Here is an 18,383-nt window from a genome sequence, read left to right on the forward strand (position 1 = left end):
GAACAGCATGACAACGAAATACAGAACGGTAGTCACCACCGCAGGCGCGGCAAAATTTGCTGCTGCGCTTACACCAGGCGGTAAAAAAGTAAATATTACTGCGATGGCGGTCGGAGATGGCGGCGGTAATCTTCCTGAGCCTGCAGCCAGCCAGACGAAGCTCATTAATGAGGTCTGGCGCAATAAGCTGAATAAAATCAGCCAGGACAATAAATATAAAAATTACATCGTAGCCGAGCTGGTTATCCCGCCGGAAACGGGCGGATTCTGGCTGCGCGAAATGGGGCTTTATGACGACACCGGCACGCTGGTTGCCGTCAGCAATATGGCCGAGAGTTATAAGCCCAAACTCGAAGAGGGATCCGGGCGCGCGCAGACATTGCGCATGGTTATCATTCTTTCGGATCTGGCATCCGTTGAGCTAAGTATCGATGCAACAACCGTGCTCGCCTCACAGGACTATGTCGACAGCAAGCTCCTCGAGCATGAGCAGTCGCGTCGTCATCCCGACGCCACGCTTACCGCAAAAGGCTTTACTCAACTCAGCAGCGCCACCGATAGCCTGTCAGAGACGCTCGCCGCCACACCGAAAGCGGTGAAAACGGCGTATGACCTTGCCAGCGCCAAATACACCGCGCAGAACGCCACCACGACGCAAAAAGGGATCGTGCAACTCAGCAGCGCGACAGACAGCGAGTCAGAAGCGTATGCAGTCACATCGAAAGCGCTTAAAGCGGTCTTTGATTTTGCCAATACAAAATACGTCGCGCAGGACGCTACCACGGCGCAAAAAGGCATTATCCGGCTATATAGCGGTACCGACAGCAACTCTGAGGTGTTCGCTGCCACACCGAAGGCCGTCAAAACAGCATTCGATGCCGCAACAAAAGCTAATGAAAATGCCGAGGGGCGTGTACCGAAAGGTGCAGGTCTCAACACATATGCTGAGTTAGTCAGTGATGTTGCTGTTGAACTACGCCAGCGTTCAGGTTTTTTTAATGCTCCATCCGCGTTAAATGGGATGCCCGGCGGACACCCCTGGAAGCATTACATTAACTCTGCACATAACAATAGCGTCGGTTTTAACGCCACTATCGGCATTGATTTTTACGGCAATTTAATCGGCTTTGCTGCTGTCTGCGACGGTAAATTTAACCCGTGGAAGATGATCCACCACGACGGTTATAACAACTGTCCGGTAGGCACTCCGATTCCGTGGCCGTCCGATACCATTCCGACAGGTTATGCCCTCATGGCGGGACAGGCGTTTAATACCAGCGCGTATCCATTTCTGACGGCGGCCTATCCGTCAGGTGTGATCCCGGATATGCGTGGCTGGACGGTGAAAGGCAAACCGGCAGCGGGTCGCGCGGTGTTATCTCAGGAACTCGACGGCATCCTGTTTCATGACCACCCCGTCAGCGTGTCTGCTACTGATTTAGGGGCCAGGACAACCAGCGCATTTGACTACGGTAACCGTGAAACGAGCGCGTTCGATTACGGTACAAAATCAACCAATGCTGCAGGCGCACATACGCACATATCGGGCGTGAGGACACCGCCTGATGTGGCGCTTTACGGTGTTACGTCTGTCGAGGTAGGGAATTACACAGCGGGTAGCAGAAGTGCGAGCACCTCGGCAATTACCGCTTCCGCAGGTAACCATGCGCACAGCGTGCTCATCGGGGCCCATAGCCACACCGTCGCCCTTGGCGCACACTCACACACCGTCGCGATTGGTGCACACAGTCATACAGCAACGGTCTCCGGGGTGGGCAACCATGAAAACACCGTTAAAAACATCGCATTTAACTACATCGTGAGGCTTGCATAATGTTCAGAATGATCGACAAACCCAGGACGATCACCGTATATAACCTGAGTACGGAAACTGGTGAACTTATCGGAAAAGGTAGTGCGTACATACCTCCACATACGGGCCTGCCTGCGCACTGCACTGACATCGAACCGCCGAAGACGGTAAATAGCAAGATCGCGGTATTTAACTCCCTCACTACAAGCTGGGAAGTGAAGGAGGATCACCGCGGCCTGACGGTGTTTGATATTAATACCGGTAAGCAACTTAATATTTCTGCACTAGGGCCATTACCAGACAATGTCACCCTGCTTTCCCCCACCGGTAATTATCAGAAGTGGGACGGCAAGAAATGGGTTGATGACGCTGAAGCGGAACGCGCGGCCAGGAAGCTGGAAATGGCGGAGCTGAAAAGCGTACTGATGACGCAGGCCAGTGAAGCCATTGCACCATTGCAGGATGCCGTTGAGCTTGAAATTGCCTCGGATAAGGAGCAGTTACAGCTTGCCGCATGGAAAAAATACCGGGTGTTTCTCAACAGGATAGACACTGAGGCATCAGACATTATCTGGCCGGAAAGGCCAGCATAAACCAGGCGGGCGTAAGCCCGCTTTTTTTATTGACCGTTGTTGTCCTGCGCAGCACCCAACCCGGACAAATAGCGCGCCGCGACGCCACACTCGAAAATAGCACTCACCCCAACACCACGGAGTTAAACGGATGAGTGATTACCATCATGGCGTTCAGGTCATCGAAATCAACGATGGCACGCGCGTCATTTCCACAGTCTCAACGGCCATTGTCGGCATGGTTTGTACCGCCAGCGATGCAGACGCAGGGATGTTCCCTCTTAATGAACCGGTTCTGATTACTAACGTGCAGAGCGCGATCGCCAAAGCGGGCAAGCAAGGCACACTGGCGGCATCGCTGCAGGCGATTGCTGACCAGGCGAAACCGGTGATCGTTGTTGTTCGCGTTGCTGAAGGCAGCGGTGAGGATGCGCAAGCACAAACCCTCTCCAATATCATCGGCACCACCGACGAAAACGGTAAATATACCGGCCTGAAAGCGCTGCTGACCGCCGAAGCGGTGACCGGCGTGAAACCGCGCATTCTTGGCGTACCGGGTCTTGATAGCCTCGAAGTCGCTACCGCGCTGGCACCGATTTGCCAGAAGCTGCGCGCCTTCGGTTATGTCAGCGCCTGGGGCTGTAAAACCATTTCTGAAGCGATCAAGTATCGCGAAAACTTCAGCCAGCGCGAACTGATGGTCATTTGGCCCGATTTCCTCGCCTGGAACACCGCCAGCAACAGCTCTGCCGTGGCCTACTCAACGGCTCGCGCGCTGGGTCTGCGTGCGGCGATCGACCAGTCCGCCGGCTGGCATAAAACCCTCTCCAATGTCGGCGTCAATGGCGTTACCGGCATCAGCACCCCGGTGTTCTGGGATCTGCAGGAGTCGGGCACCGATGCCGATCTGCTGAACGAAGCGGGCGTTACCACGCTGATTCGCAAAGATGGCTTCCGTTTCTGGGGCAACCGCACCTGCTCCGACGATCCGCTGTTCCTGTTTGAAAACTACACCCGTACCGCGCAGGTGATTGCCGACACCATGGCTGATGCGCATATGTGGGCGGTGGACAAACCGATCACCGCATCGCTGATCCGCGACATCATCGACGGCATCAATGCCAAATTCCGCGAACTGAAAAGCAATGGCTACATCATCGATGCCACCTGCTGGTTCGATGAAGAGGCTAACGACGCCGCATCGCTGAAGGCGGGCAAGCTCTATATCGATTACGACTATACGCCGGTGCCGCCTCTGGAAAACCTGACCCTGCGCCAGCGCATCACGGATAAGTACCTGGCGAACCTGGTCTCCTCAGTTAACAGCAAGTAAGGAACAGATAGATGGCAATGCCGCGAAAACTTAAATATATGAACGTGTTCCTCAATGGCTTTAGCTATCAGGGGATCGCCAAATCCATCACGCTGCCCAAGCTGACCCGCAAGCTGGAGAACTACCGTGGCGCAGGCATGAACGGCGTAGCACCGATTGATATGGGTCTCGATGACGAAGCCCTGTCAATGGAGTGGTCGCTGGGCGGTTTCCCGGATGCTGCCATCTGGGAACTCTATGGCGCCACCACCGCGGATGCGGTTCCGATTCGCTTTGCCGGCTCCTACCAGCGCGACGACACCGGCGAAACGGTTGCCGTTGAAGTGGTGATGCGTGGTCGTCAGAAAGAGATCGACACCGGCGAGAACAAGCCGGGCGAAGATACCGAGTCCAAAATCTCCGTGGTCTGCAGCTACTTCAAGCTGACGATGGATGGCAAGGAGCTGGTAGAAATCGACACCGTCAACATGGTGGAGAAAGTGAACGGCGTCGATCGCCTTGAGCAGCACCGCCGTAACATCGGCCTGTAATAACCGCCCGGTCAGCCTGCTGGCCGGGTACCTTTTCCCGCGAAGAAGAGAGTGAGGATGCCATGAGCAACGAAACTGACAACGTAATTACCCTGGAAACGCCGATTAAGCGCGGTGAGCAGCTGATTAACAGCGTGACGCTGATGAAACCCAATGCTGGCACGCTGCGCGGATTGAGCCTGGCGTCGGTGGCGAACGCCGATGTCGACGCGCTGATTAAAGTGCTGCCGCGCATCACCTCCCCGTCGCTGACGGAGCAGGAAGTGGGTGCCCTCGACCTGGTCGATATGGTGGCGCTGGCGGGCAAGGTGGTCGGTTTTTTGTCACCGGCTTCGGCACAGTAACTTTTCCGGCCACTCTGTCGGTTGACGATCTGATGGCGGATATTGCGGTGATCTTTCACTGGCCGCCGTCAGAACTCTACCCCCTGAGCCTGACAGAACTCATCACCTGGCGCGAGAAAGCGCTACAGCGAAGCGGAAACAGATATGAGTAACAGCGCAAAATTAGAGGAATTGCTCACGGCTGTTGATCAGGCGACGCGCCCGTTTCAATCGTTGCAGACAGAGAGTCTCTCTCTGTCTGACAGCGTGAAAGGAACGGAGAAAAACCTGCGCGGCTTGTACGGTCAGCTTGCGCAGGTCGACGACATCATGCGCGCGGAAAAAGCCCTTGCATCCGTCAATGCGCAGCTGAACGACATCAAACAGAACAGGCAAAATGCCGCCAACGGCACAGCAGTGCCAGCGATTATCGATCCCTGGAGCGGAAAACCCAAGTCGGAGAAAGCGCTCAAAAAGGAACGTCTTACCCTGCGCAGAACGATCAAAGCTAATAAGACCTCCCTGAAGACAGCCGGTATTGAGGCGAGAACGCCGTTATCCGCACGACTCCAGCTCAATAGCCGTATCAGCGATGAGTCGGCACAGTTGATCACCCAGCGCCAGGCGCTCAAACAGGAGCAGCACCAGAAGCGCCAGCTACGTGCGGCAAAAATCCAGGCCGTGCAGCAGCGCATTCTGGGTGCGGGCGAAAAGGTCTCCGCCATTGGCGAGAGAGGCAAGTCGATTGCCACCACCGGCTTTGAACTCGGCAAAAAAATTATGCAGCCGGGCTATGAAGCGTCGCTGAAAAACAGCCCGCTTGCGCCTGCGACAGCGTCTGATAACGCAGAGTCAGACGTGCAGAACAGTACCCCCGCCTCCGGAACAGCGGTTGCTACCCTGCAAAACAGCTCAGGAACAGCCGTTGCTACCCTGCAAAACAGCGCCGGTGTTCCGGGAACGGCGGTCGCAGCACTGCAAAATAGCGCTTCCGGCCCCGCCGTGGCGATGCAGAGCAGTGTCGGCAACCTGGGTACCGATCTTGAGGCGCTGCAGGCGGCTTATCAGTCGCTGAGCGTTGATATTTTCAGCACCCAGGAGTCATCCCTGCGCTCGCTGGTGCAGACTGCGACCCACTATGTCGGGAAGCTGCAGGAGTGGGTGCAAAATAATCAGGGCCTGGTGCAGAGTTTTGGGCTTATCGCCACGGTCGTGGTGGGCATCGCGGGTGCCGTCGGCACCGTGGCGGGCGTTATCGCGCCGGTGTTCACCGGCATCAGCACGCTTATCACCATCGCGACGACGCTCGGCAGCGTATTTACCACTATTTTCGGCGGGATAGCGGCAGTTATCGGCTCGCTCACGCTACCGATTGTCGCCACTATTGCCGGCATCGCCGCAGCTGCACTGCTGATATATAAGTTTTGGGAGCCGGTTAGCGCCTTTTTTGGTGGCGTTTTTGAAGGCATCAAAATGGCGTTTGCTCCCATCGCCGAGCTGTTTGTGCCGTTCCAGCCGCTTTTCGACGGCATAGGTAAAGCAATCAGTAATATTGCCGGGTGGTTCGGCGATCTGCTCACCCCCGTCAAATCCAGCCAGCAAACTCTGGAGAACTGCGGTAACGCTGGAAAAATATTCGGCCAGGTACTGGTTATGGCACTGACGTGGCCCCTTAAATCGCTAAAGCTGCTGAACGAGGGGGTGGCATGGTTGCTGGATAAGCTTGGCGTTATTAACAAACAATCCGCTGATGCCAGCCCGGATAAGCAAACCCAACCGACCACTGGCGGTGCAGCGTTTGGCATGGTGCAACCTCCACGCTTAGAGAACTATCAGGCGGCGCGCCCTGCGGCCGGCGGCTCCTATGTCGATCAAAGCAAGAGCGAATACAACATCACTCTGCAGGGTGATATGTCGTCCGGCGGCGATGGTACGCGTCAGTTAAGAGATCTGCTGGCGCAGCACGAGCAGGAGAAACGCACTAACTCCCTTTCACAATTCAGCGCGGCAGGAGGATACGCCTCATGATGCTGGCACTTGGGCTTTTTGTTTTTATGCGGCAGACGCTGCCCTATCAAACCATGCAACGCGATAGCACCTTCAGATGGCCCAGCAACGCGCGCATGGGTAAACGCAACGCCTTTCAGTACACCGGGCCGGAAAACGACACCATCACTATCAGTGGCGAACTCTTCCCGGAGATTACCGGCGGCACGCTGTCACTTTCGGCGGTACGGCTGATGGCGGAACAGGGCAAAGCCTGGCCGCTGATTGAGGGTACGGGCATGATTTACGGGATGTTTGTGATTAATAGCGTCAGCGAAACCGGCGCTCTTTTTTACCCGGACGGCTCGCCGCGCAAAATCAACTTCACGTTGAAGCTGACCCGCGTCGATGAGTCGCTGAAAGCAATGTTTGGCGACATTTATGACCAGGGTAAGCAGCTGGCGACCGACATGCTGGAGAGGTTCTGATGCTTAATGCATTTACAAACGGCTTAGCACGGGTACGAACGCCGGCATTTTCGCTAAAACTCGGGGAAAAGGATATTACGGGCAATATTCAGTCCCGGCTGATATCTCTGATAGTCACCGATAACCGGGGATTTGAAGCCGATATGCTGACGCTGACGCTCGATGATGCTGACGGGCAAATCGAGATGCCGGAGCGGAGCACTATTATCACGCTGGCCATTGGCTGGCAGGGTACTGCGCTGACTGAAATGGGTACCTTTATCGTCGACCAGGTCAGCCATAAAGGCACGCCGGATCAGGTTAGCGTTACCGCCAAAAGCGCGGATTTTCGCGGTAGCCTGAACAGCCAAAAGTCTGGCTCCTGGCATGATACGACGCTCGGTGCCATCGTTGAGGAGATTGCGAAACGTAATAAGCTGGAGACCAGCCTGCCACCTGCGCTGTCGCAAATTAAGATTGCGCATATCGATCAGTCTAAAGAGTCCGACGCAGATTTTCTGACGCGCCTGGCGCGGCGTAACGGTGCAGAGATCGCCGTCAAATCGGGGAAATTATTCTTCATCGTTCCCGGTATGTGCATGGTGGGGGGCAAAACGATGCCCTCCGCCACAATAGCCCGTAGCGATGGCGACAGCCATGATTTCTCGGTTGCCGATCGCATCAACTACTCTGGCGTCACGGCTTACTGGCAAGATACCGCCACGCCCAAAAACCAGAATACGGTTCAATTGCAGAGAAAATCAGCGCAACAGAAGGTCACGCCCATTTCCCATCCGCAGGCGGTCAGCAGCGCCACAGCCTCAAAAGAGAAAACAGAGTCGACAGGCTACACGGCCGGTGCGGACGATAATGTTCTGGTACTTACAACGACTTTCGCAAACCAGGAAGAGGCAATACGGGCGGCTCAGGCAGAATGGAGTGCTATTCAACGTTATGGTGCACAATTTTCCCTTACGCTTGCGTTCGGTCGGGCAGATCTGCGGCCTGAAATGCCGGTCATCGTTACCGGCTTTAAAAAAGCGATCGACGATACGTTCTGGGTGATCAAAAAAGTGACCCATACCATGAACACTCAGGGTTTTATCAGCAAAGTGGAACTGGAGGTCAACATCCAGAACACAACAGTTGAAATCGTACAAAAGGGCAAAAACAACTTATAACTTGCATTTGCAAGCTTAAGAGTTATCATAACTGGCATAAACACGAAGGAGACCCCATTATGATGCATTGTCCGGTATGCCAGCAGGCCGCGCATGCGCGCTCAAGCCGCTACCTCAGTACCGAAACCAAAGAGCGTTATCACCAGTGTCAGAACGTAGAGTGTGGTTGTACATTTGTCACCCATGAATCGCTGGCACGCTATATTGTCCGGCCTTCGGCAGCGCCCACCGCTTCGCCTGCCAGCCTGCGCTAACGTCGCCATCTCATTAAGCCTGCATCCGCAGGCTTTTTTTATGCCTGTAGATCGCCTGTTTTTCTGCCGCCACTGTGCCGCCAACGGCAATAAAAAAGGGGTTAGCATTACGCTAACCCCTTGTTCTATAACACGCTTTGGATGTAGCGCGTGCGCAATCTTAGTTAAGACGCTCTTTAATACGAGCAGACTTACCGGTGCGCTCACGCAGGTAGTACAGTTTAGCTTTACGTACAGCACCACGACGTTTAACAGCAATGCTGTCAACTACCGGAGAGTGAGTCTGGAAGACACGCTCAACGCCTTCGCCGTTGGAAATTTTGCGAACAGTGAATGCAGAGTGCAGACCGCGGTTACGAATAGCGATAACCACGCCCTCGAATGCCTGCAGACGTTTTTTGGAACCTTCAACAACCCATACTTTCACTTCCACGGTATCACCCGGACGGAAGGAAGGTACGTCCTGCTTCATCTGCTCTTGTTCAATTTGCTTAATGATGTTGCTCATAATTTAATCTCTTATCCTGGGTAAACTGATATTTGGAGGGCTTAAGCCATCCCATCATGTTTCTGTTGCTGCTGTTGTGCGTGTTCGCTTTTGAACTCCGCCAGCAACCTTGCTTGCTCTTCAGTCAGAGCCAGGTTTTCCAGAAGTTCAGGTCTTCTAAGCCAGGTTCGGCCCAGCGACTGCTTCAGACGCCAGCGACGTATCTCGGCATGATTTCCCGACAGCAAAACCGCCGGTACTTCCATCCCTTCTAACACTTCAGGACGAGTATAGTGCGGACAGTCCAGCAATCCATCAGCAAAGGAGTCTTCCGTTGCTGAAGCTTCGTGGCCCAGTACCCCCGGAATAAACCGGGAAACCGAGTCAATCAGCGTCATTGCTGGCAGCTCACCGCCACTGAGCACGTAATCACCAATAGACCACTCTTCATCAATCTCGGTCTGGATTACCCGCTCATCTATCCCTTCGTAGCGACCGCACACCAGAATCAGTTTCTGATTGGTAGCCAGTTCGCTCACGCCCGCTTGATCAAGCTTGCGTCCCTGAGGCGAAAGATAAATCACCTTCGCGCCTTCGCCCGCCGCGGCTTTCGCTGCGTGAATGGCGTCCCGTAAAGGATTCACCATCATTAGCATTCCCGGTCCGCCGCCGTAAGGACGTTCGTCCACGGTACGGTGCCGGTCATGAGCGAAGTCACGTGGACTCCAGCTCTCAATGCTCAGCAGGCCTTTTTTTACTGCCCGGCCAGTTACCCCGTAGTCGGTAATCGCGCGGAACATTTCAGGAAACAGGCTAATTATGCCAATCCACATAGCGCCGTCTTTTACCGTATATCCGGAGGTTTAAAAACCAGGATCCCAATCTACTTCAATGGTTTGAGTAGCGAGATCGACTTTCTTGATAACCTGCCCATCGAGGAACGGAACCAACCGCTCCTTGATACCGAACGCATCTTTCAGGTTTGCCTTGATGACGAGAACGTCATTCGACCCGGTTTCCATCATATCGATGACTTTACCGAGGCTGTAACCTTCAGTAGTCACTACCTGGCAACCCATAAGGTCTTTCCAGTAGTAGTCACCCTCTTCCAGTTGCGGCAACTGCGCGGAATCAACGAGAATTTCGCAATTCGTCAGAAGATTCGCGGCATCGCGATCGTCAACGCCTTTCAGCTTGATGACGATATCCTGATTGTGGTAGCGCCAGCTTTCCAGCTCGATGCTCTGCCACTGACCCGCCTTCTGGATAAACCAGGGCTGATAGTCAAAAATGCTTTCGGCGTCTTCGGTGGAGGAAAACACTCTGAGCCAACCACGAATTCCGTAAGAAGATCCCAGTTTGCCAACAATAATTGGCTCAGCAGGGGCCGATGCGGTTTGTTGCTTGCTCATCATGACCACCGTGACAGATTAAGCTGCTTTCTTTGCTTCTTTGATCAGCGCGGAAACGCGATCGGAAACGGTAGCGCCCTGGCCAACCCAATGAGCGATGCGATCCAGATCCAGGCGAGTGCCTTCTTCTTTATCAGACGCGATCGGGTTGAAGAAACCAACGCGCTCAATGAAGCGACCGTTGCGTGCATTACGGCTGTCAGTAACAACAACCTGGTAGAACGGACGCTTTTTAGCGCCGTGACGAGCTAAACGAATAGTTACCATAACATCCTCTTGTGTGAATAAAACACCCGGCCCCATCGAGGAACGGAGCCTGGTGTCATATTAAAAGCCCGAAAATTTTACTCATTTTTTGCTAAAAAGCAATCGGAACGTGCGGTTCAGTGAGAGTCGAGGCCGTCGGCGTTGCCGTCAGTTTGGTGCCGGCGTGCGCGCAGAAAGCGGAGCGTACACGTAGTACGTGAGCATTTCGAGCACACCCCGGTATCAAAATGACAAATAAGCCAGGCCGGAATCAGCGGCCTGGGAAACCTGGCGGCATCATCCCTTTCATCCCGCGCATCATCTTCGCCATACCGCCCTTCTTCATCTTCTTCATCATGCGCTGCATGTCGTCGAACTGTTTGAGCAGACGGTTTACATCCTGCACCTGCATACCGCAGCCTGCAGCGATGCGGCGTTTGCGCGAGCCTTTGATGATGTCCGGGTTGGCGCGCTCTTTGAAGGTCATCGAGTTGATGATCGCTTCCATACGCACCAGCACTTTGTCATCCATCTGCGCTTTAACGTTATCGGGGATCTGGCCCATGCCCGGCAGCTTGCCCATCAGGCTCGCCATACCGCCCATGTTTTTCATCTGGCGCAACTGCTCAAGGAAGTCGGTCAGATCGAAGCCGTCGCCTTTTTTCAGCTTGTTCGCCAGCTTCTCAGCCTGCGCGCGGTCAACTTTGCTTTCGATATCTTCGATCAGCGACAGCACGTCGCCCATGCCGAGAATACGCGACGCGATACGATCCGGGTGGAACGGTTCCAGCGCTTCGGTTTTCTCACCGACGCCGAGGAACTTAATCGGCTTACCGGTGATATGGCGGATAGAGAGCGCCGCACCGCCGCGGGCATCGCCGTCCACTTTGGTCAGCACGACACCGGTCAGCGGCAGCGCTTCATTAAAGGCTTTTGCCGTGTTGGCGGCATCCTGACCGGTCATGGCGTCGACAACAAACAGCGTCTCAACGGGCTTAATCGCCGCGTGAACCTGTTTGATCTCCTCCATCATCGCTTCATCAACGTGCAGACGACCGGCGGTATCCACCAGCAGCACGTCATAAAACTTCAGCTTCGCCTCTTTCAGCGCCGCGTTAACGATGTCGACCGGCTTTTGCGCGACGTCAGAGGGGAAGAAATCGACCTCCACCTGCTGCGCCAGCGTCTCCAGCTGTTTAATCGCCGCCGGGCGGTAAACGTCCGCGGAGACGACCATCACTTTCTTCTTGTGCTTCTCGCGCAGGAACTTACCGAGTTTACCAACGCTGGTGGTTTTACCCGCACCCTGCAGGCCCGCCATCAGCACCACTGCCGGTGGCTGCGCCGCCAGGTTGAGGCTCTGATTCTCTTCGCCCATCGCGGCAACCAGTTCGTTGCGCACGATTTTGACGAACTCCTGGCCCGGGGTCAGACTCTTGTTGACTTCGTGACCAACCGCTTTCTCTTTCACGCGGTTGATAAAGTCACGCACTACCGGCAGCGCAACGTCAGCTTCCAGCAGCGCCATGCGCACTTCGCGCAGGGTCTCTTTGATGTTGTCTTCAGTGAGGCGTCCACGGCCACTGATATTGCGCAGTGAGCGCGACAAACGATCGGTTAAATTATCAAACATTGTCTCTCGCCTGAGGTGATACGATTGGCCGCCAGCGCGACGCATAACAGAAATTCGCCGCAGTATAGCATGAAGACATCGCGGCTGTATGTGATGGAACTGTTGGAGGCTGGGTCACGTAACGTTATACTGCTTCTCTTTCTCTCTTAGTCAACTGTCGACACGCCTATGCCCGTTTTTGCCCTGATCGCTCTTGTTGCCTACTCAACCAGCATTGCGCTGATTGTTCCCAGCTTGTTACAAAAAAATAGCGGCTGGCGCAAAATGGCCATCTTTTCAGCGGTGCTTGCGCTTATATTCCACGGCTTCGCGCTGAAAGAGCGCATCTTCCCTGACGATGGCGGTCAAAATCTCAGCCTGCTGAACGTCGGTTCCCTGGTCAGCCTGATGATCTGTACGGTGATGACCATTGTCGCCTCAAAAAACCGCGGCTGGCTGCTGCTGCCGATTGTTTATACGTTCGCGTTAATCAATCTCGCTTTCGCCATTTTCATGCCGAATGAGTTCATCACGCATCTTGAAACCACGCCCGGCATGATGGTGCATATCGGCCTGTCGCTGTTCGCCTATGCCACCTTAATTATCGCGGCCATGTATGCGCTCCAGCTGGCGTGGATCGATTATCAGCTGAAGAATAAAAAGCTGGCTTTCAGCAATGAAATGCCGCCGCTGCTGGTGATTGAACGCAAGATGTTTCATATCACCCAGGTCGGCGTGGTGCTGCTGACGCTGACGCTCTGCACCGGCCTGTTCTACATGCAAAACCTGTTCAGCATGGAAAATATCGATAAAGCGGTGCTCTCGATCATCGCCTGGTTTGTCTATATTGTCCTGCTGTGGGGCCACTATCATGAAGGCTGGCGCGGTCGCCGCGTCGTCTGGTTCAACGTCGCAGGAGCCGGTATTTTAACGCTCGCCTATTTCGGCAGCCGCGTCCTGCAACATTTCGTAAGTTAAAGCAAAGGAGTTCCCCCTGGAACACATCTCCACCACGACGCTGATTATTACGCTTATCATCATGGTCGTGGTTTCAGCCTATTTCTCCGGTTCAGAAACCGGCATGATGACCCTCAACCGCTATCGCCTGCGCCATATGGCCAAACAGGGCAACCGTGCGGCCAAACGCGTCGAAAAGCTGCTGCGTAAGCCCGATCGCCTGATTAGCCTGGTGCTGATCGGCAACAACCTGGTCAATATTCTCGCCTCGTCGCTGGCGACTATTGTCGGTATGCGCCTGTACGGCAACGCCGGGGTTGCCATCGCCACCGGTGTGCTGACCTTCGTGGTGCTGGTCTTTTCTGAAGTGCTGCCAAAAACCATCGCTGCGCTTTATCCGGAAAAGGTCGCCTTTCCCAGCAGCCTGCTGCTCGGCCCGCTGCAAATTATCATGCTGCCGCTGGTGTGGCTGCTCAACGGTGTGACGCGTATTTTGATGCGTATGATTGGCATTAAAGCCGATGTGGTGGTCAGCGGCGCGCTCAGCAAAGAGGAGCTGCGCACCATCGTTCACGAGTCGCGCTCGAAAATTTCCCGCCGCAATCAGGATATGCTGCTGTCGATTCTCGATCTGGAGAAGGTCAACGTCGACGACATCATGGTGCCGCGCAATGAGATCGTTGGTATCGATATCAATGATGACTGGAAATCGATTGTGCGCCAGCTGACCCACTCGCCGCACGGCCGCATTGTGCTCTATCGCGACTCGCTGGATGACACCATCAGCATGCTGCGCGTGCGTGAAGCCTATCGCCTGATGACCGAGAAAAACGAGTTCACCAAAGAGGTGATGCTGCGCGCCGCCGATGAAATTTACTATGTGCCGGAAGGCACGCCGCTCAGCGTTCAGCTGGTGAAGTTTCAGCGTAATAAGAAGAAAGTCGGCCTGGTGGTGGATGAGTATGGCGATATTCAGGGGCTGGTGACGGTCGAAGATATTCTCGAAGAGATTGTCGGGGATTTCACCACCTCCATGTCGCCTGCGCTGGCGGATGAAGCGACGCCGCAGAATGACGGTTCGGTGATTATTGACGGCAGCGCCAGCGTGCGCGAACTGAACAAAGCCTTTAACTGGCGCTTACCGGAAGATGAAGCGCGAACCATTAACGGCATGGTGCTTGAAGAGTTAGAGGAGATCCCGGCGGCGGGAACGCGCGTGCGCATTGAGCAGTACGATATCGATATTCTCGATGTGCAGGAGAACATGATTAAGCAGGTAAAAGTGATCCCGGTTAAAGCGCTGCGGGAGAGCGTTACAGAGTAAAAAAAACCCTCTCATGATGAGAGGGTTTTAGTTTTATGCTTTCGCTTTGGCGACGGTGACCATCGCGGCGCGAATAGTGCGACCATTCAGGGTGAACCCTTTCTGCATCACACCCAGCACGTTGCCGGCGCTGACCTCTTCCGACTCGACCATCGCAATCGCCTGATGCACATTCGGATCCAGCGGAACGTTGGTGTCGGCAATCACCTCAACACCAAATTTCTTCACTACATCCAGCATGTTTTTCAGGGTCAGTTCGATACCTTCGACCATCGGCGCCATCTCGGCGTTCTCTTTGTCAGCCACTTCCAGCGCGCGATCCAGACTATCGATAACCGGCAGCAGTTCATTAATGAACTTCTCCAGCGCAAATTTGTGCGCTTTCTCGATATCCAGTTCGGTACGGCGACGCAGGTTTTCCATCTCCGCTTTGATACGCAGCACCGTCTCGCGCTCGCGGGTTTCCGCTGCTGCTAACTGCGCTTCCAGATTCGCAATTTTCTCATCGCGCGGATCCACCTGCTCAGCCGCTTCGTCAGGCTCAACTACTGCCTCAACGTCGTCGTGCTGTTCCTTGATAATTTCTTCCGGGGACTGCCCGTCAGGCGTTTTCTGTTCTTCACTACTCATGAATTTCTCCGCGTTTTTTTGCAATCATCTCGCTAACCTGCATTATTATGGGGATCCGTTTCCTGGATTCAAGGGAACAAGTCAGATTGTCATCATTCATTCGCCACAAGGACCCGCAGAAAATGACCCAACATTTCAAGTGTATTGGTATTGTCGGGCACCCGCGCCACCCTACCGCGCTCACCACACATGAAATGCTTTACCGCTGGCTGCATGCCAAAGGCTATGACGTGATGGTTGAACAGCGCATCGCCCATGAGCTGAAACTCGCGAATGTGAGAACCGGTACGCTGGCGGACATTGGGCAGCAGGCGGATCTGGCGGTGGTGGTTGGCGGCGATGGCAATATGCTTGGCGCGGCGCGCACGCTGGCGCGTTACGACATCAAAGTCATTGGCATCAACCGCGGCAACCTGGGTTTTCTGACCGATCTCGACCCCGATAATGCGCAGCAGCAGTTGGCCGATGTACTTGAGGGTCACTACATCGCAGAGAAACGTTTTTTGCTGGAAGTACAGGTGTGCCAGCAGGATTGCCAGAAGCGCATCAGCACTGCCATTAATGAAGTGGTGCTGCACCCTGGCAAAGTGGCGCACATGATTGAGTTTGAAGTCTATATAGATGAAGTTTTTGCCTTCTCCCAGCGCTCGGATGGCCTGATTATCTCCACACCAACTGGCTCCACGGCCTACTCGCTCTCAGCGGGTGGCCCGATCCTCACTCCTTCGCTGGACGCCATTACGCTGGTGCCGATGTTTCCGCATACCCTCTCGGCGCGTCCGCTGGTGATTAACAGCAGCAGCACCATTCGCCTGCGTTTTTCCCATCGCCGTAGCGACCTTGAAGTGAGCTGTGATAGCCAGATCGCGCTACCGATCCAGGAGGGTGAAGATGTGTTAATCCGCCGTTGTGACTATCATCTGAACCTAATCCACCCGAAAGATTACAGCTATTTCAATACGTTAAGCTCAAAGCTCGGCTGGTCGAAAAAATTGTTCTGAAAAGAGGCTGCGGGGCTTTACTGTATATAATTCCAGTTTATACTGTACGAAAACACAGTTATGGTTTTTCATACAGGAAAGCAACCATGTTGGCACAACTCACCATCAGTAATTTTGCTATCGTTCGTGAGCTTGAGATCGATTTTAATAGCGGGATGACGGCTATTACCGGCGAAACCGGCGCAGGTAAATCCATCGCGATTGACGCGCTCGGGCTCTGCCTTGGCGGTCGCGCTGAAGCTGACATGGTACGCGCCGGCGCACAGCGCGCCGATCTCTGCGCTCGCTTTGCCCTGAAAGATACCCCTGCCGCGCAGCGCTGGCTCGAAGAAAATCAGCTTGAAGATGGACGTGAGTGTTTACTTCGCCGCGTCATCAGCAGCGATGGCCGCTCCCGCGGCTTCATTAACGGTACTGCCGTTCCCCTCTCCCAGCTGCGCGAACTGGGTCAGCTGCTTATCCAGATCCACGGTCAGCATGCGCATCAGCTGCTGATTAAATCCGAACACCAGAAAACCCTGCTCGATGGCTATGCCGGTGAGTATGTGCTCACTCAGCAAATGGCAGAGCGCTACCGCGCCTGGCATCAGAGCTGTCGTGAACTGGCACAGCACCAGCAGCAGAGCCAGGAGCGCGCCGCGCGCGCCGAGCTGCTGCACTATCAGCTGAAAGAGCTTAATGAGTTCAGCCCGCAGCCGGGCGAATTCGAACAGATCGATGAAGAGTATAAGCGTCTCGCTAACAGCGGACAGCTACTCTCCACCAGCCAGCATGCGCTGAATGTGCTTGCCGATGGCGAAGACGTTAACCTGCAGAGCCAGCTCTACAGCGCCCGCCAGCTGCTTACAGAACTGACCGGGATGGATACACGTCTCTCCGGCGTGCTGGAGATGCTGGAAGAGGCGGCGATTCAGATCAGCGAAGCCAGCGACGAATTACGCCACTACTGCGACCGTTTAGACCTCGATCCCAACCGCCTTTACGAGCTGGAGCAGCGTATCTCCCGCCAGATCTCGCTGGCGCGCAAACACCATATCGCGCCGGAAGAGCTGCCGCAGTTCCACCAGTCTCTGCTGGATGAGCAGCAGTTGCTGGAAGACCAGGCGGATTCGCAGGAGACGCTGGCGCTTGCTGTTAGCCATCATCACCAGCTGGCGCTGGAGAGCGCGCAGCAGCTGCATGCGCAGCGCGTGAAGTATGCGCAGGAGCTCAGCCAGCTGATCACCGAAAGTATGCACTTACTCTCCATGCCGCACGGCGTGTTTGAGATTGATGTGGCGTTCAATGACCATACGCTGACGGCGGACGGTGCGGATCGTATTGAGTTCCGCGTGACCACCAACCCAGGGCAGCCGCTCCAGGCGATTGCTAAAGTGGCCTCCGGTGGTGAGCTGTCACGTATCGCGCTGGCGATTCAGGTGATTACCGCTCGTAAGATGGAAACCCCGGCGCTGATCTTCGATGAAGTGGACGTGGGTATTAGCGGCCCGACAGCTGCTGTGGTCGGTAAAATGCTGCGCCAGTTGGGCGAATCAACGCAGGTTATGTGCGTAACGCACCTGCCGCAGGTGGCCGGCTGTGGGCATCACCACTTCTATGTCAGCAAAGAGACCGATGGCGCCATGACGGAAACCCATATGCAGCCGCTGGATAAGCGTGCGCGTCTGCAGGAGCTGGCCCGTCTGCTCGGCGGCAGCGAAGTGACGCGTAACGCGCTGGCGAATGCCAAAGAGCTGCTGGCAGCGTAAACTTTTCGGTAATATGACGGTCTGACTTCTCGACAAAACGACAACAGACCCGGCCACAAAGGTTTTAAACTGGCGAAAGGTCTATTATTATCGGCATATTACATATGAGCCACGTACTGTTCGGGCCCGAAAAGGAATCAAATCACTATGCGCTGTAAAATGCTGACTGCTGCCGCAGCGGTTCTTCTGATGTTGACCGCTGGTTGCTCCACTCTGGAACGCGTGGTTTACCGTCCGGATATCAACCAGGGGAACTACCTGACGCCCACCGACGTTGCCAAAATCCGTGTGGGCATGACGCAACAGCAGGTTGCGTATGCACTGGGAACCCCGATGATGAGCGATCCGTTTGGCACTAATACCTGGTTCTATATCTTCCGTCAGCAGCCAGGCCATGAAGATGTGACTCAGCAGACGCTGACTCTGACCTTCAACAGCAACGGCGTGTTAACCAATATCGACAACAAACCGGCGCTGACCAACCAGCGCTAAGTTTGAAAAAAGCGG

The 18,383-nt window shown here is 54.7% G+C and carries 21 protein-coding genes; 15 read left to right on the forward strand and 6 right to left on the reverse strand.

Features of this window, described 5'->3' with window-relative positions:
- The first annotated feature begins 7 nt into the window (after window positions 1-7).
- The 10 genes from N7V53_RS18135 (at window position 8) to N7V53_RS18180 (ending at window position 8,459) form a co-directional block, all read left to right on the forward strand.
- Window positions 8-1,834: a phage tail protein gene (locus N7V53_RS18135; protein WP_279794338.1), complete on the forward strand. Its 1,827-nt coding sequence runs from the start codon at window positions 8-10 to the stop codon at window positions 1,832-1,834.
- On the forward strand, window positions 1,831-2,406 hold the full coding sequence (locus N7V53_RS18140; protein WP_279794495.1) for a tail fiber assembly protein: 576 nt from the start codon (window positions 1,831-1,833) through the stop codon (window positions 2,404-2,406). The genes N7V53_RS18135 and N7V53_RS18140 overlap by 4 nt, the downstream gene beginning before the upstream one ends.
- A 130-nt stretch (window positions 2,407-2,536) precedes the next feature.
- Window positions 2,537-3,718: a phage tail sheath protein gene (locus N7V53_RS18145; RefSeq protein WP_279794339.1), complete on the forward strand. Its 1,182-nt coding sequence runs from the start codon at window positions 2,537-2,539 to the stop codon at window positions 3,716-3,718.
- An 11-nt stretch (window positions 3,719-3,729) separates the two neighbouring features.
- On the forward strand, window positions 3,730-4,248 hold the full coding sequence (locus N7V53_RS18150) for a phage major tail tube protein (protein WP_023480575.1): 519 nt from the start codon (window positions 3,730-3,732) through the stop codon (window positions 4,246-4,248).
- Between the two features lie 62 nt (window positions 4,249-4,310).
- Window positions 4,311-4,592 (forward strand): phage tail assembly protein, encoded by a 282-nt coding sequence (locus N7V53_RS18155; RefSeq protein WP_042713148.1) that lies wholly within the window; start codon window positions 4,311-4,313, stop codon window positions 4,590-4,592.
- 32 nt (window positions 4,593-4,624) lie between these two features.
- Window positions 4,625-4,744: a GpE family phage tail protein gene (locus N7V53_RS18160; RefSeq protein WP_034813568.1), complete on the forward strand. Its 120-nt coding sequence runs from the start codon at window positions 4,625-4,627 to the stop codon at window positions 4,742-4,744.
- Window positions 4,737-6,599, forward strand: a complete 1,863-nt coding sequence (locus N7V53_RS18165; RefSeq protein WP_279794340.1) for a phage tail tape measure protein — start codon at window positions 4,737-4,739, stop codon at window positions 6,597-6,599. The genes N7V53_RS18160 and N7V53_RS18165 overlap by 8 nt, the downstream gene beginning before the upstream one ends.
- Window positions 6,596-7,045, forward strand: a complete 450-nt coding sequence (locus N7V53_RS18170; protein WP_023480638.1) for a phage tail protein — start codon at window positions 6,596-6,598, stop codon at window positions 7,043-7,045. Before N7V53_RS18165 ends, N7V53_RS18170 begins: the two co-directional genes overlap by 4 nt.
- Entirely contained in the window at window positions 7,045-8,205 is a 1,161-nt protein-coding gene (locus N7V53_RS18175; RefSeq protein WP_279794342.1) for a phage late control D family protein, read from the forward strand. Before N7V53_RS18170 ends, N7V53_RS18175 begins: the two co-directional genes overlap by 1 nt.
- A gap of 59 nt (window positions 8,206-8,264) precedes the next feature.
- Window positions 8,265-8,459, forward strand: coding sequence for an ogr/Delta-like zinc finger family protein (locus N7V53_RS18180; RefSeq protein WP_023480556.1), 195 nt, complete (start codon window positions 8,265-8,267; stop codon window positions 8,457-8,459).
- 160 nt (window positions 8,460-8,619) lie between these two features.
- Here the strand turns inward: N7V53_RS18180 and rplS are convergent, their stop codons facing one another.
- The 5 genes from rplS to ffh all read right to left on the reverse strand — a co-directional run bounded on the left by rplS (window position 8,620) and on the right by ffh (window position 12,237).
- Window positions 8,620-8,967 carry a 50S ribosomal protein L19 gene (rplS, locus tag N7V53_RS18185; RefSeq protein ID WP_006178051.1) on the reverse strand — a complete coding sequence of 116 codons (348 nt, stop codon included), beginning with the start codon at window positions 8,965-8,967 and terminating at the stop codon, window positions 8,620-8,622.
- Window positions 8,968-9,008: 41 nt separating this feature from the next.
- Complete coding sequence (gene trmD / locus N7V53_RS18190; RefSeq protein ID WP_023480607.1) at window positions 9,009-9,779, reverse strand: tRNA (guanosine(37)-N1)-methyltransferase TrmD; 771 nt, start codon at window positions 9,777-9,779, stop codon at window positions 9,009-9,011.
- A gap of 30 nt (window positions 9,780-9,809) precedes the next feature.
- Window positions 9,810-10,358, reverse strand: a complete 549-nt coding sequence (gene rimM / locus N7V53_RS18195) for a ribosome maturation factor RimM (protein WP_023480523.1) — start codon at window positions 10,356-10,358, stop codon at window positions 9,810-9,812.
- Window positions 10,359-10,376: 18 nt separating this feature from the next.
- Window positions 10,377-10,625, reverse strand: a complete 249-nt coding sequence (gene rpsP, locus N7V53_RS18200) for a 30S ribosomal protein S16 (RefSeq protein ID WP_023480584.1) — start codon at window positions 10,623-10,625, stop codon at window positions 10,377-10,379.
- A gap of 250 nt (window positions 10,626-10,875) precedes the next feature.
- On the reverse strand, window positions 10,876-12,237 hold the full coding sequence (gene ffh, locus N7V53_RS18205; protein WP_023480583.1) for a signal recognition particle protein: 1,362 nt from the start codon (window positions 12,235-12,237) through the stop codon (window positions 10,876-10,878).
- A gap of 168 nt (window positions 12,238-12,405) precedes the next feature.
- Between ffh and N7V53_RS18210 the strand changes: the two genes are divergently transcribed.
- Both N7V53_RS18210 and N7V53_RS18215 read left to right on the forward strand, forming a co-directional pair.
- Window positions 12,406-13,194: an inner membrane protein YpjD gene (locus N7V53_RS18210; protein ID WP_023480617.1), complete on the forward strand. Its 789-nt coding sequence runs from the start codon at window positions 12,406-12,408 to the stop codon at window positions 13,192-13,194.
- A 16-nt stretch (window positions 13,195-13,210) separates the two neighbouring features.
- Window positions 13,211-14,497, forward strand: coding sequence for an HlyC/CorC family transporter (locus N7V53_RS18215; protein ID WP_071789534.1), 1,287 nt, complete (start codon window positions 13,211-13,213; stop codon window positions 14,495-14,497).
- Between the two features lie 33 nt (window positions 14,498-14,530).
- On the opposite strand, the gene grpE is transcribed toward N7V53_RS18215, so the two are convergent.
- Window positions 14,531-15,127 carry a nucleotide exchange factor GrpE gene (grpE, locus tag N7V53_RS18220; protein ID WP_023480606.1) on the reverse strand — a complete coding sequence of 199 codons (597 nt, stop codon included), beginning with the start codon at window positions 15,125-15,127 and terminating at the stop codon, window positions 14,531-14,533.
- A gap of 122 nt (window positions 15,128-15,249) precedes the next feature.
- On the opposite strand from grpE, the gene nadK reads away from it, so the two are divergent.
- The 3 genes from nadK (at window position 15,250) to bamE (ending at window position 18,368) form a co-directional block, all read left to right on the forward strand.
- On the forward strand, window positions 15,250-16,128 hold the full coding sequence (gene nadK, locus N7V53_RS18225; protein WP_023480522.1) for an NAD(+) kinase: 879 nt from the start codon (window positions 15,250-15,252) through the stop codon (window positions 16,126-16,128).
- An 86-nt stretch (window positions 16,129-16,214) separates the two neighbouring features.
- A complete protein-coding gene (recN, locus tag N7V53_RS18230; protein WP_023480618.1) occupies window positions 16,215-17,876 on the forward strand; it encodes a DNA repair protein RecN in 1,662 nt (553 codons plus the stop codon).
- Between the two features lie 147 nt (window positions 17,877-18,023).
- Entirely contained in the window at window positions 18,024-18,368 is a 345-nt protein-coding gene (bamE, locus tag N7V53_RS18235) for an outer membrane protein assembly factor BamE (protein ID WP_023480683.1), read from the forward strand.
- Window positions 18,369-18,383 lie beyond the last annotated feature (15 nt).

The sequence above is a fragment of the Kosakonia sp. HypNH10 genome (genome assembly GCF_029850615.1).
GTDB lineage: Bacteria > Pseudomonadota > Gammaproteobacteria > Enterobacterales > Enterobacteriaceae > Kosakonia > Kosakonia cowanii.